A 12,784-nucleotide genomic window follows, 5' to 3' on the forward strand; every position below is an offset into this window, starting at 1 on the left:
TAAAAGGGCTATGAAGTTGGGTAAATAGTGAGTGATTATTCTATAGGAGATGATTTAACATGGGTGCACAAGATCCAAGAACGAAATTTAAAACGTCAGATTATGAGAAGCAAGAACAACCTGTACCAGGTTTGCAATCTGAATTAACGCCGCAACCAGATTGTGGTGAGGAATCATATGTAGGCCACGGACGTCTTCAAGATTACAAGATGCTTGTAACAGGCGGTGATTCGGCGATTGGACGTGCAGCTGCGATTGCTTATGCGAAAGAGGGCGCTGATGTGGCAATCAACTATCTTCCGAGTGAGGAACAAGATGCGCAAGAAGTTAAAGCAGTCATTGAAAAAGCAGGTCGTAAAGCGGTGCTTATCCCAGGAGATTTACGTGATGAACAATTCAATTATGATTTAGTAGAGAAAGCACATGATGAACTAGGCGGATTAGACAATGTGACTTTAGTAGCGGGTCATCAACAATATCATGATGACTTAAAAGATTTCGACACTGAATCATTTAAAGAAACATTTGAAACGAATGTTTATCCAGTCTTCTGGACAGTGCAAAAAGCGTTAGATTATTTACAACCAGGTGCTTCAATTACGACAACATCATCTGTTCAAGGTTATAATCCTAGTCCAATCATTCATGACTATGCGGCGTCTAAAGCTGCGATTATTTCTTTAACAAAAAGTTTCTCTGAACAATTAGGAGAGAAAGGCATTCGTGTGAATTGTGTGGCACCAGGGCCATTCTGGTCACCACTTCAAATTAGTGGCGGTCAACCTCAATCAGCGATTCCTAAATTTGGTCAAGAAACGCCACTAGGTAGAGCGGGTCAACCAGTTGAATTATCTGGTACGTATGTATTGCTTGCTTCAGAAGAATCAAGTTATACAACTGGACAAGTATTTGGTGTAACTGGCGGTATTCAAATCGATTAATTAATACAGTTGAAGTCAATGCGAGAGTTGTTAATGCTCTCGCTTTTTTAGATTTTAAAGAAGTTTTTGAGTGCTTTAGTTTCGGCTGATAACGCGCTGATACACATATAACGTCACTATTCGAGGTGAATATATGTAATTTTCATGAAAATAGGTTGACGTTAAATTAGTATTCTTGTAATTTTAAAGTTAAACTGATGTCAGATTATAGAAAGTAGGTCAAATATGGAAGATAGGAAGAAAGGCAATGCCTGGGCATTACTTCCTTTAGTATTATTTATAGCTTTATTTTTAGGTGTAGGTACTATTACAGGTGATTTTACAAGTATGCCGCTTAACGTAGCAATCACAATCACTGTGATTGTTGCTTTAATAATGAATAGAAAAGAAAAGTTTGTAGATAAAGTTGAGATTTTCACAAAAGGGGCAGGCCATTCTAATATCATTTTAATGGTATTTATATTTATTCTGGCTGGCGCCTTTTCAACGACCACTGAAAAAATGGGTGGCGTAACATCTACAGTTAATTTAGGTTTATCCCTTATTCCTCAAAATTTAATCATTGTAGGATTATTTATCATATGTATGTTTGTTTCTATCTCCATGGGAACTTCTGTTGGTACAGTAGCAGCTATCGCTCCTGTTGGTTTCGGCTTTGCGCAAGCAACTGACATTTCTGCTGCGTTAGCGATGGGCACCGTGGTCGGTGGCGCAATGTTTGGCGATAACTTATCGATGATTTCAGATACAACGATTGCGGCAGTTCGTACGCAAAAAACTAAAATGAGTGATAAGTTTAAAGTGAATTTTTGGATTGTATTACCTGGTGCGATTTTAACTATTATTGTGCTTTTCTTCTTAACGAATGGTGTAACCGTTGATCACTCAAAGAGTTATGACTACAATTTAGTGAAAGTCATTCCTTATGTGTTAGTCTTAATCTTAGCGGTGATAGGCGTTAATGTTATCATTGTATTAATCGGTGGTACATTGTTATCAGGTATGATTGGACTGATAGATGGTTCTTTTGGCTGGCAAGGTTTATTAAAAGCAGTGTCTGAAGGCCTTATGAGTATGGAAGACATTGCGATTATAGCTTTACTAATTGGCGGACTAGTTGGTATTATTCAACATAATGGTGGCGTTGACTGGTTGCTTAACTTTGTAAGATCAAGAGTTAAGTCTAAACGTGGTGCGGAGTTTGGTATCGCTGGCTTAGTCAGTGCAGCGGATATTGCGACAGCAAATAATACAATTTCAATCATTATGGCTGGTCCTTTAGCAAAGAATATTGCTGATGAATATGACGTTGATCCTCGTAAATCGGCTAGCTTACTGGATATCTTTGCAGGCTGTTTCCAAGGTTTCTTACCATACAGTCCTCAAGTTATTGCTGCTGCCGCAGTAGCAAGTATATCGCCGTTTAGTGTAATGCCTTATTGTATTTATTCAATTATGTTAGGTGTCTGTGGTGTAATAGCAATTATTTTACGCTATCCAAGAGTGAAACCTAAGGCTTAACGTAATTATTTTGGCGAACTAGTTTTATTTTTTAATTTTCGAAAATGAAAAACAAATAATTTATACATTTCAATAGTTGAAAGTTTGGTACTATTTATAAATGCGTTAAAATAAAAGTAAGAGTGAAAGTAGGTGAAGCAAGTGGCAAAGTATAACGTGGAAAATGAACATGTTGAAATTCATATTGAACGCTTATTAAAATATTCGCCAGAATTAGTTTATCAAGCATGGACAGATGTCAATTTATTAAAACAATGGTTTATGACAACGCAACGTACAAATAAAGTGTTTGATGCAGACATTCATGAAGGCGGCCAGTATCGCATTGTAGATGCTCGTAATGGCAAACAAAATGTGATACAAGGGAAATATGAAGAATTAGTTTCAGATGAATACATTAAAATGACTATCGGCATGCCTGAGTTAAGCGATAATGAAGATGTAATTGAAGTAGAGTTTGAAGAGCGTGAGTCTGGTGGAACACAAATGTTCTTCTTTTATCAATCTTTAGTTGAAAAAGAGCGTCGTTTAACGGCATTAGAATATAAACATAAGAAAAAAGAATATCATGATGCGACTGTACATGGTCTAGAATTAATGTTTGATAAAATGCATGAAGTTCTACATCAGTACGTTGAAGATAATGGATTATTATAATTTCAATAAATAAGCGTCGAATAGATAACTATTCGACGCTTATTTTTTATTTAGTGGGCAGGGGTTGCAGGGGTTACGCTAATTCACCTTTCTCTTTACGCTCGTTATATTTACGTAATAATGTTTCAAAGAAGATATGATAATTAATAAAACTAGAATAATCTGTCCCATCATATAAATAGAATGTATTACTTGCGACATAAACATTGTAATTGGCATGTTGTGCAAGCGTATTATCTTTCATCGTCGTTACAGAAATAAAGTACTTTTGACGGAGCTTCAGCAAATTTGTAATATCAGTAAGCTGTGATGTTTCGCCAGATAACGAAATGATAAAGAACAAATCTTCATCTACTGAACGATTAAGTACCATTTTAATTTCATGTTCATCATGTAACACAATAATATTTTTATGCATAGTTAATAAAATACGTTGTGCTTCTTCAGCTACATTTCTTTGAGCACGTCCTGTGCCGTATAAATAAACAGTTGAAGCATGATTAATTTTATCTGTTAGTAAATGATAATCAACACGGTCTAAATAATTGAATGTTGTTTCAATTTCTTGTTTAAACGCATCTATTGAATCCGTTGGCAATTGACTCAAAGATTCGCTTTCAAATTTCAAATATGATTTGAAATCACTATAGCCATCGAAACCAAGTTTACGTGTAAAACGATGGATCGTAGCGTTGGATGCGTGCGTATATTGAGAAAGTTCATGAATTTTTAACGTTTTACATTTATTGATATTGGTATTAACGAAATGTGCAATTTGAAGGTCATTATCATTTAGTTTATCGAAATTGGCATTTACTCTTTCATCTAATAGCACAATTACACCTCTAATTTTTTTGAAAATATTTTCACTCATAGAAAACATAAACTGATTATACAAAAATATTTCAAAATCAGTCAACGCCGTTGTATATATGAAAGCGTTTACTATAATATAGAATAAGTTATTAAGAAAACGCTTTACATATTAATATTGTCACAACATAGATTGGAAAGATATGGGGGTAAAAATATGAATGCTATTAAACGTTTTGGGAGCGCAATGATAGTTCCCGTTTTAATGTTTGCATTTTTTGGGATTGTATTAGGATTTGCAACATTATTTAAAAACCCAACCATAATGGGTGGATTAGCTGATCAACACACTTTCTGGTTCAAGTTCTGGTCAGTAATTGAATCAGGTGGCTGGGTCATCTTCAATCATATGGAAATTGTCTTCGTAGTTGGTTTACCATTATCGCTAGCTAAAAAAGCGCCAGGACATGCGGCATTAGCAGCATTAATGGGTTATTTAATGTTCAATACATTTATCAACGCGATTTTAACACAATGGCCGCACACATTTGATGCCAACTTAGAAAAAGGTGTTGAAAATGTAACTGGATTAAAAGCAATTGCTGGTATTGAAACATTAGACACAAATATCTTAGGTGGTATCATCATTTCAGCGATTGTGACTTGGATACATAACAGATATTACAGTAAAAAATTACCTGAAATGTTAGGCGTGTTCCAAGGTTTAACATTTGTAGTCACTATTTCGTTCTTCGTCATGTTACCAATTGCTGCGATTACTTGTGTAGTATGGCCAACCATTCAAAGTGGTATTGAATCAATGCAACATTTTATCATTGCATCAGGATATATCGGCGTATGGTTATATCATTTCTTAGAACGTGTCTTAATTCCAACAGGATTACATCACTTTATTTATGCACCAATTGAGGTTGGACCAGTTGTAGCTAAAGATGGTTTGAAAGCAGAATGGTTCAGACACTTAAATCAATTTGCTGAAAGTAGCAAACCATTAAAAGATCAATTCCATTATGGATTCATGTTACAAGGTAATGGTAAAGTATTTGGTGCTATTGGTATTGCTTTAGCAATGTACTCAACAACACCTAAAGAGAATCGTAAAAAAGTGGCAGCACTATTACTTCCTGCAACTTTAACTGCAGTCGTGGTAGGGATCACTGAACCATTAGAATTCACATTCTTATTTATCGCACCATATTTATTTGTTATTCATGCTTTATTAGCAGCTACAATGGATACAATCATGTATGGTTTTGGTGTTGTAGGTAACATGGGTGGCGGTTTATTAGATTTCATCGCTACTAACTGGATTCCATTAGGTCAAAATCATTGGATGACTTATGTTGCCCAAGTTATTATTGGTTTAATCTTCTCTGCAATTTACTTCTTCGTATTTAGATTCTTAATATTAAAATTCGACATTCCATTACCAGGTCGTCGTGCTGAAGAAGAAGTTAAATTGTTCTCTAAGAAAGATTATAAAGAGAAAAAAGGTGAAGGAAACACTGACAATGCAGGTTTCACTCCAAACAATGAATATGAAGCGAAAGCACATTACTATTTAGAAGGTCTAGGAGGAAAAGAAAACATTAAAGATGTGACAAACTGTACAACACGTCTACGCTTAACAGTAAATGATGAATCTAAAGTAGAAGATAGTGGCTACTTTACACATGATCAAATGGCACATGGCCTAGTAAAAAGTGGTAAGAACGTACAAGTCGTAGTGGGTATGACAGTACCTCAAGTACGTGAAGCATTCGAACATCTTGTTTACGATGAAAATGATAAAAATAAATCAAAGTAAGATAAATTGGATTTAATTTTTAGATAAATAGCCAGTAAATGAATTTATAAGTTCATTTACTGGCTTCTTTATTTACAATACCTTGTAGTCATGTAAAGGCGTTCTTAGATAGATATTAACTCACTTAAGTTGCTATGCGTTCCTGGGGTGCCGTCTCAGCCTGTAGTCTTCGACTAGCACTGCTCCCCTAGGAGTCTTCACAACTACACTTCGTCATCTATCTTAGAACTACTTACGTAAGTGTGTGAACACTTACGTTCATCAATAACTCATACCTCAGGCGTCGCAAAGTACGTACCATTTACTTATAAGTAAAAAAAGGCCATTTCTATATAATTTATATAGAAATGACCTTTTACTTCATAACATGGTCGTGAGTGCTTCTTAATATGTTTCTTTTATTAAGAAATGTTTGCTTTATGCATTACATGTGTTTTATACGTAGCTGATAATATATCAATATTGCGACAAGCAATCGTTTGTAGTAATTTAGTGAAAATTTCAGGTGGGCAACATACACTTGCACAGTTATTGTTTAATGTATATTTAATGTCAAATTGATTTGAGAAATAAGTCATAATATCAATTACTTTATCTTTAATAAATGCATCTTGGAGGCCATCAATAGCGACATCAAATCGTTTAGAAGATTGATAAGATTGCTCTGAATCTAATAGCATATTTAAATGCTTAGGTGAAAGAATTTGGTAAATTGAGAATTGATAAAAACTTAAAAAGCTAATGAAGTAGGGAAGCTGTTGTTTAGGCAAGCTTACTTCTAAAGCTGGAATATTATTGTGTTTAATAATAGAGTATTGGAAAGAGTCGCAAAACTTAACATCTTTGCAGACTTTGATTAATTTTTTTCGAGTCGATCTAGATTTCAAACCTACGATGTTGAGCACGTAAGTTTCGAATTTATCTAACAACATGCAATGACCTCCTAATTTATTTATTATATGTAGAACGCATTTAGCTATAAAGACTTAAATAATCGTACGCCGTTCATTAATACACACTGATTGTATCACTCTTTTTGAATATAATCACTAGGACTTTCGAACGAACTTTAATTTAATTTTTTTGTAATATAATCTTAACCATATTTAAACGTTTCGATATAATTACATAACAGTTAATTAAATTTTCAGATTTTTATTAAACTCAAATATTTAAGTTTAGTTTTGAAAAATGAAGCATGAACTGGTTAATTGCATATGTTAAACTTAACTATAATTGTATAGTTTAAAGGAGTAATTATATGTATAAAGCAGTCGTATTCTATTTCGATGGCACCATTATTGATACAGAAAAACATTTATATGAAATCATTAATAAACATTTAAACCATCATCAAGTTGAACCTGTGACATTAGAATTTTACCGTAGTCATATTGGTGGACATGCCCAGGGATTGCACGATTATCTTGAGAACCAAATAGGACAAGATAATAAACAAAAAATTTACGATGAACATAATCAAACCAGTCATGAACTTGAAATGATAGAAACAGTCTCTAAATTAATGGCATATTTAAAACAACGTCATATTCCAATGGCGATAGCGACAAGTAGTTACAAAAAGGATATTATGCCTACTGTACAAAAGTTAGGACTAGACGAATATATTAACGTTATTGTTGGGCGTGAAGATGTAGAAGCGGTAAAGCCAGATCCAGAATTATACTTAACTGCAGTACAACAGCTTAATTATTCACCGGCACATTGTTTAGCTATTGAAGATTCAGCGAATGGTGCCACTGGTGCTACAAATGCAGGACTTGATGTAATTATTAATACAAATGAAATGACTGAAGCGCAAGATTTTTCATCCATTCCATATGTTGGTAAAGATTTAAACTTTGATGAGATTATTGCACGCTTTTTTGAAAAGGATAAGGAGTAAAGGCATATGTCTTGGCAAATTATCTTATTCTTCTTAGCGGGACCAATCATTATTGGTATTGGTAATTTAGTATTAGGCCCTATATTTAGTAAGCATATCCCATTTAAAGTACAACTTCGTTCGTTTATAGTAGGTACAATGATTTATTTAATTTTAGCCACGATAGGTTATTTCCTGTTATTACAAGGTAGAATTTAAAAATAAGCCTTAACCTCATTTTGTATGTATATGAAATGAGGTTAAGGCTTTTAATATAGCTTTTAAATAATTAATTTTAAAATAATAGTTACTATTAATAGTACAATCAGTATTAAATCAATACCTACCATTACAGTAAAACGCGTGCTTTTAACTCCTTGAGATTGAGCTTGTTTCATTGCTTTGTAGTTTGGAATTAAACTAAGCAATAGTAGAACTATTATTAAGATAATACCTATCGTTACTGACATTAATGTGTACCTCCATTTCTTTTTTCAATGATTTCCCATACGAATCCAGCAATAAGACCTACAATTAATCCGATAATCACACCAATTTGAATTGTGAAAAATAATGCACCAATAATTAAGAAAAGGATGGTTGAAATAGATAATGTTATTCCAAACTTAATTTTGCGCGCATCAGAATTAAATATTGAAAAAACGATAATATATAGTACAAAAAAAGTTAACGTAGCTAATAATGTTCTAATAAGTAGAGGACTTATTGTGTCATGTTTAGCTGAAAAATAATTTAATAAGAAAAATATAATACCAAAGAATACGGATAATGTAGCACTCTTTTTTACTAATGCTTGCATGTTACTATGCTCCCTTAATTAATCTATGAAGAGTATAACATATTCTATTTTACCGAAATTGATAGATCTAATTATTAGAAAATTTAACATCATATTTAATAAGAAGATAGTAAATTTTGTAAAAAGTGAAATTTTTCAATTAAAAAAATAGTAAAAAGTAACTCGCTTTAACGCGTTAAAAAGGCTTGAAATCAATGTTTTTGAAAATTTGCAAACACTAATCATGACAGTAATGGAAGCGATTTCAAATATTTGTAAAATTTTTGTTTTAATTTTGTCAAATTATAGTATAATAACTTCAATAAGGTAAAGGATGTTTTTTTAGGGAAAGAGGGAAAGCAAAAAGAGGTTTTCTGAAAATAAAACTATTCCACCTTAGATTAAATAGAGATGGGGTTATTTTATATGGATAACAATGAATTACATAGGGGGCTAAGTGCACGTCAAATTAGAATGATCGCACTTGGTGGGACTATCGGTGTTGGTTTATTTATGGGAGCAACTAGTACAATTAAGTGGACTGGTCCTTCAGTTATCTTTGCGTATTTAATCGCAGGTATCTTTTTATTTTTAATCATGAGAGCAATGGGGGAAATGATTTACTTAAATCCAACAACTGGATCTTTCTCTACATTTGCAAGTGATTATATCCATCCAGCAGCTGGTTACATGACAGCATGGAGTAATATATTCCAGTGGATTGTTGTAGGTATGAGTGAAGTTATTGCCGTTGGTGAATACATGAACTATTGGTTCCCACATTTACCAGGTTGGATTCCAGGTGTGATTGCGGTATTACTTTTATTAGCAGCAAACTTAACGTCTGTTAAAGCATTTGGTGAATTTGAATTCTGGTTTGCAATGATTAAAGTAGTAACAATCTTATTAATGATTATTGCAGGTCTTGGATTAATCTTCTTTGGTATTGGTAACGGCGGCCATCCAATTGGTATTTCTAATTTATGGTCTCACGGTGGCTTCATGCCAAACGGTTTAGTAGGATTCTTCTTTGCATTATCAATCGTTATTGGTTCATACCAAGGGGTTGAATTGATTGGTATTACTGCAGGGGAAACTAAAGATCCTCAAAAGAATATTAAAAGTGCGGTTAACGGTGTTATCTGGCGTATTTTAATCTTCTATATTGGTGCTATTTTTGTAATTGTTTCTATATACCCTTGGAATCAATTAGGAAACATTGGTAGCCCATTCGTAGCAACATTTGCTAAAATTGGTATCACTTTCGCAGCAGGTTTAATCAACTTTGTAGTATTAACAGCTGCATTATCAGGTTGTAACTCAGGTATCTTCAGTGCGAGTCGTATGATTTTCACATTAGCTCAAAAAGGTCAAATGCCTAAAATCTTCACTCGCGTAATGAAAAACGGTGTGCCATTCTATCCAGTACTAGCTATTGCTATTGGTATCTTAATCGGTGCATTATTAAATGTTATTCTTCCTTTATTCATTAAAGGTGCAGACAGCATTTTCGTATATGTATATAGTGCTTCAATTTTACCAGGTATGATTCCTTGGTTTATGATTTTAATTAGTCATATTCGTTTCAGACAATTACATCCTGAAAAAGTTGAAGGGCATCCATTCAAAATGCCTGGTGGTACTCCAGCAAGTATCATTACTATTATTTTCTTATTAGTAGTACTTGTAGGTATGTTATTCAACAAAGATACTGTAGTATCTGTTATTATCGGTATTATTTTCTTAGCAGGCGTAACGGTTTACTATTTCATCCGTGGACACCACAAAAATGATACATCACGCAATCTTAAATAATAAAACTGAAAATAAACTATAAACAACACATTATTCAAAAAAGGCTGAGACAAATAAAAATGTCTCAGCCTTTGCTAATATATTGGCAGTAGCTGACTGGTTTGAAAATGCGCTTAAATCAAGCTTTTTTCAAATCTAGTCATCTTTGCCGGGGTGGGACGACGAAATTTCTTTAATTTCTGTCCCACTCCCTTTTTTATACTGTCTTAATGTTTAAATTCTATATTTGATAAATGTTTTCGATAATTATCTAAAGCCATTTTCGATTGAGTAATATAATCTAATGAAGACTGATAATTTAACGCCACATAGCGATAAAACAGTACATCAATCGTATACATTTGTGCAAATAAAGAAGTGGTTGCGCCCATGCGTAAATCATTTTCATCAGAATGACCGTAAGTTAATACCAGCTCAGATTGACGTGCTACTGGATTATTATCAGAACTTGTAATAGCAATAATAGGAATATGATAGTCAGCAACGACTTTCGTCATCGCTTGTAATTCGCTTTGTTCACCGTTGTTTGTAATAAAGATCACACAATCTTTATTACTATGCGTTGATAACATTGTCGTAAACAGATGTGTTTCTTGAATAAGTTGAACATTTAAACCTACGCGTGACAATTTTTGATATAAATCAGTGGCACAAACGAATGAAGCACCGTATCCGAAGATAAAGATAGTTTCTGATTGTTTGAATTTATCGCAAATCTTATCAATAGTGCTATCATCTGTAAACCTCGCACTCTTCTTTAATGCTTCTTCTGCGCGTGCACATAGCTTCTTTTTCAATGTCTCGACAGGTTCATTGTTTACAAGTTCTATATTATAAGGTGTCACTTGTTTAGGAAATAAAGTTTTTAATTCATTTCTAAGTACTTGAAAGCTTGCATTAATCAATTTCTGACTATAACGATTTAGCGTTGAGACACTAATGTCTAGTTCTTCAGCGACCTCTTGGTTGGACATCCGTAAGAGGGCATGCGGTGAATTTAATATGAAACGTGATAATTTTTTCTCATTTTTAGAAAATGAATTATAATTCTCATCAATGATATATAAAATATTTGTCATCTAATCACCTAATTTGTCTAAGTTTCTCATTTCTTTAGTCGTACCGAAGAAATATGTGAATACAAATCCTCCAATATAGGCAGAGACTAAGCCGATAATATAGCCAAGATATTTTTGGTGTGCGATTAAAGGTAATAAAGAGATACCACTAGGTCCAATAGCGGTAGCACCAATGTGACCGATGCCTCCGATTACTGCACCTCCAATACCACCACCAATGCATGCCGTAATAAATGGGCGACCTAATGGAAGCGTTACCCCATAAATAAGGGGTTCGCCAATACCTAAGAAGCCGACTGGTAAAGCACCTTTAATAGCATTGCGTAAGGTTGTATTCTTTTTACATCTCACCCAAAGGGCAAGTGCAGCGCCTACTTGTCCAGCGCCAGCCATAGCTGCTATTGGCAATAAATATGTAGCGCCTGATTGATTAATCAATTCGATGTGTATTGGGGTGAAAATATGATGTAATCCTAACATCACGAGTGGTAGGAAGAAAGCACCAATGATAAAGCCACTAAATGGTCCACCTACGCCAATGACCCAATTGACAACGCCAACTAAACCATCTGAAATGAAGCCAGCAATAGGCATAATAACAAAGATCGTTAATAGACCGATTATTAATAGTGAAATAGTAGGAGTTACGATAATATCAATTGAATTTGGGACTACTTTATGTAATCGTTTTTCAATTAAACTTAGTAACCATACCGCTAGGATGACACCGATAATCCCACCTTGGCCGGCAAGTAATGGTTCCCCGGTAAAAATATTTTTTATAGGGTGTTCTGGAGTAATACCTGTTAGTAATGTGGTACCCCCGATAACGCCACCTAAACCTGGAGTTGCTCCGAAGACTTTAGCAGCATTGAAACCAGTAAAGATGGCTAAGTAAGCTAACATCCCATCTTTAATCACATTTAACACCGCAACGAGTTGTTTCACCCAATCAGCAGAAATAGTACCAGCTGTGATGAAATTATTTAGAACGGCAGCAATACCTCCAATCAAACCAGCACCTATAAAAGCTGGAATTAAAGGGATAAAAATATTGGCAATCGTTTTTAAAATTTGATTCATTTTGCTTTGTTTACGTTTGCTAGTATACGACGCTTTATTTTCTTGTGCTTGTTGTTCAATACGTCGCTGATGACTTTGTTCATGAGAGATGTCTTCGCCTAATTGTGTGCCACTTACTTTAGCCATCTCTTGCGCGACTTTATTTACAGTTCCAGGGCCGACGACGATTTGAAGACGTTCATCTTTAACAACTCCAAGCACACCATCTATCTTCTTTAACTCAGTATAATCAATTTTGTTATCATCAATAATTTTTAAACGTACACGTGTCATACAATGAATAATATTACTAACGTTTTCAATTCCTCCCACAGCATCTAAAATGCGATGGGCGAGTTGTTGTTCTTTGTTCATACGCAGTGC

At 34.1% G+C, this 12,784-nt stretch carries 13 protein-coding genes; 7 read left to right on the top strand and 6 right to left on the bottom strand.

Going from position 1 to position 12,784, the window contains the following annotated elements:
• Positions 1-59: 59 nt before the first annotated feature.
• The 3 genes from E2558_RS06985 to E2558_RS06995 all read left to right on the top strand — a co-directional run bounded on the left by E2558_RS06985 (position 60) and on the right by E2558_RS06995 (position 3,119).
• The gene (locus E2558_RS06985) at positions 60-941 is read left to right on the top strand and encodes an SDR family oxidoreductase (RefSeq protein ID WP_126566408.1); all 882 of its coding nucleotides are present in this window, start codon (positions 60-62) and stop codon (positions 939-941) included.
• A 225-nt stretch (positions 942-1,166) separates the two neighbouring features.
• Positions 1,167-2,462, top strand: coding sequence for a Na+/H+ antiporter NhaC family protein (locus E2558_RS06990; RefSeq protein WP_126566410.1), 1,296 nt, complete (start codon positions 1,167-1,169; stop codon positions 2,460-2,462).
• Positions 2,463-2,603: 141 nt separating this feature from the next.
• Positions 2,604-3,119, top strand: a complete 516-nt coding sequence (locus E2558_RS06995) for an SRPBCC family protein (RefSeq protein WP_103329242.1) — start codon at positions 2,604-2,606, stop codon at positions 3,117-3,119.
• Positions 3,120-3,192: 73 nt separating this feature from the next.
• On the opposite strand, the gene E2558_RS07000 is transcribed toward E2558_RS06995, so the two are convergent.
• Complete coding sequence (locus E2558_RS07000) at positions 3,193-3,954, bottom strand: MurR/RpiR family transcriptional regulator (protein WP_126566413.1); 762 nt, start codon at positions 3,952-3,954, stop codon at positions 3,193-3,195.
• A gap of 195 nt (positions 3,955-4,149) precedes the next feature.
• On the opposite strand from E2558_RS07000, the gene E2558_RS07005 reads away from it, so the two are divergent.
• The gene (locus E2558_RS07005; protein ID WP_126566415.1) at positions 4,150-5,760 is read left to right on the top strand and encodes an alpha-glucoside-specific PTS transporter subunit IIBC; all 1,611 of its coding nucleotides are present in this window, start codon (positions 4,150-4,152) and stop codon (positions 5,758-5,760) included.
• 401 nt (positions 5,761-6,161) lie between these two features.
• Here the strand turns inward: E2558_RS07005 and E2558_RS07010 are convergent, their stop codons facing one another.
• Positions 6,162-6,692 carry a hypothetical protein gene (locus E2558_RS07010; protein ID WP_126566418.1) on the bottom strand — a complete coding sequence of 177 codons (531 nt, stop codon included), beginning with the start codon at positions 6,690-6,692 and terminating at the stop codon, positions 6,162-6,164.
• A 329-nt stretch (positions 6,693-7,021) separates the two neighbouring features.
• Here E2558_RS07010 and E2558_RS07015 point away from each other — a divergent pair, with 329 nt between their 5' ends.
• Both E2558_RS07015 and E2558_RS07020 read left to right on the top strand, forming a co-directional pair.
• Positions 7,022-7,666 (top strand): HAD-IA family hydrolase, encoded by a 645-nt coding sequence (locus E2558_RS07015; RefSeq protein ID WP_126566420.1) that lies wholly within the window; start codon positions 7,022-7,024, stop codon positions 7,664-7,666.
• Between the two features lie 6 nt (positions 7,667-7,672).
• The gene (locus E2558_RS07020) at positions 7,673-7,864 is read left to right on the top strand and encodes a hypothetical protein (protein ID WP_126566423.1); all 192 of its coding nucleotides are present in this window, start codon (positions 7,673-7,675) and stop codon (positions 7,862-7,864) included.
• 62 nt (positions 7,865-7,926) lie between these two features.
• Here the strand turns inward: E2558_RS07020 and E2558_RS07025 are convergent, their stop codons facing one another.
• Positions 7,927-8,115, bottom strand: a complete 189-nt coding sequence (locus tag E2558_RS07025) for a hypothetical protein (RefSeq protein ID WP_126566425.1) — start codon at positions 8,113-8,115, stop codon at positions 7,927-7,929.
• Entirely contained in the window at positions 8,115-8,465 is a 351-nt protein-coding gene (locus tag E2558_RS07030) for a hypothetical protein (RefSeq protein ID WP_126566428.1), read from the bottom strand. Before E2558_RS07030 ends, E2558_RS07025 begins: the two co-directional genes overlap by 1 nt.
• Before the next feature lie 405 nt (positions 8,466-8,870).
• On the opposite strand from E2558_RS07030, the gene E2558_RS07035 reads away from it, so the two are divergent.
• A complete protein-coding gene (locus tag E2558_RS07035; protein ID WP_126566429.1) occupies positions 8,871-10,259 on the top strand; it encodes an amino acid permease in 1,389 nt (462 codons plus the stop codon).
• 206 nt (positions 10,260-10,465) lie between these two features.
• Here the strand turns inward: E2558_RS07035 and E2558_RS07040 are convergent, their stop codons facing one another.
• Together E2558_RS07040 and E2558_RS07045 are read right to left on the bottom strand one after the other, a co-directional pair.
• The gene (locus tag E2558_RS07040; RefSeq protein ID WP_126566431.1) at positions 10,466-11,338 is read right to left on the bottom strand and encodes a MurR/RpiR family transcriptional regulator; all 873 of its coding nucleotides are present in this window, start codon (positions 11,336-11,338) and stop codon (positions 10,466-10,468) included.
• Positions 11,339-12,775: a PTS transporter subunit EIIC gene (locus E2558_RS07045; protein ID WP_126566434.1), complete on the bottom strand. Its 1,437-nt coding sequence runs from the start codon at positions 12,773-12,775 to the stop codon at positions 11,339-11,341.
• Between the last annotated feature and the right edge of the window lie 9 nt (positions 12,776-12,784).

It is taken from the genome of Staphylococcus pragensis (assembly GCF_004785665.1).
Lineage (GTDB): Bacteria > Bacillota > Bacilli > Staphylococcales > Staphylococcaceae > Staphylococcus > Staphylococcus pragensis.

Excerpts from the sequence above, each read along its gene's own strand:
- E2558_RS07025 (WP_126566425.1), bottom strand. The coding sequence starts at position 8,115 with ATGTCAGTAACGATAGGTATTATCTTAATAATAGTTCTACTATTGCTT.
- E2558_RS06985 (WP_126566408.1), top strand. The coding sequence starts at position 60 with ATGGGTGCACAAGATCCAAGAACGAAATTTAAAACGTCAGATTATGAG.
- E2558_RS07030 (WP_126566428.1), bottom strand. The coding sequence starts at position 8,465 with ATGCAAGCATTAGTAAAAAAGAGTGCTACATTATCCGTATTCTTTGGT.
- E2558_RS07035 (WP_126566429.1), top strand. The coding sequence starts at position 8,871 with ATGGATAACAATGAATTACATAGGGGGCTAAGTGCACGTCAAATTAGA.
- E2558_RS07045 (WP_126566434.1), bottom strand. The coding sequence starts at position 12,775 with ATGAACAAAGAACAACAACTCGCCCATCGCATTTTAGATGCTGTGGGA.
- E2558_RS07040 (WP_126566431.1), bottom strand. The coding sequence starts at position 11,338 with ATGACAAATATTTTATATATCATTGATGAGAATTATAATTCATTTTCT.
- E2558_RS07010 (WP_126566418.1), bottom strand. The coding sequence starts at position 6,692 with ATGTTGTTAGATAAATTCGAAACTTACGTGCTCAACATCGTAGGTTTG.
- E2558_RS07015 (WP_126566420.1), top strand. The coding sequence starts at position 7,022 with ATGTATAAAGCAGTCGTATTCTATTTCGATGGCACCATTATTGATACA.
- E2558_RS06990 (WP_126566410.1), top strand. The coding sequence starts at position 1,167 with ATGGAAGATAGGAAGAAAGGCAATGCCTGGGCATTACTTCCTTTAGTA.
- E2558_RS07005 (WP_126566415.1), top strand. The coding sequence starts at position 4,150 with ATGAATGCTATTAAACGTTTTGGGAGCGCAATGATAGTTCCCGTTTTA.
- E2558_RS07020 (WP_126566423.1), top strand. The coding sequence starts at position 7,673 with ATGTCTTGGCAAATTATCTTATTCTTCTTAGCGGGACCAATCATTATT.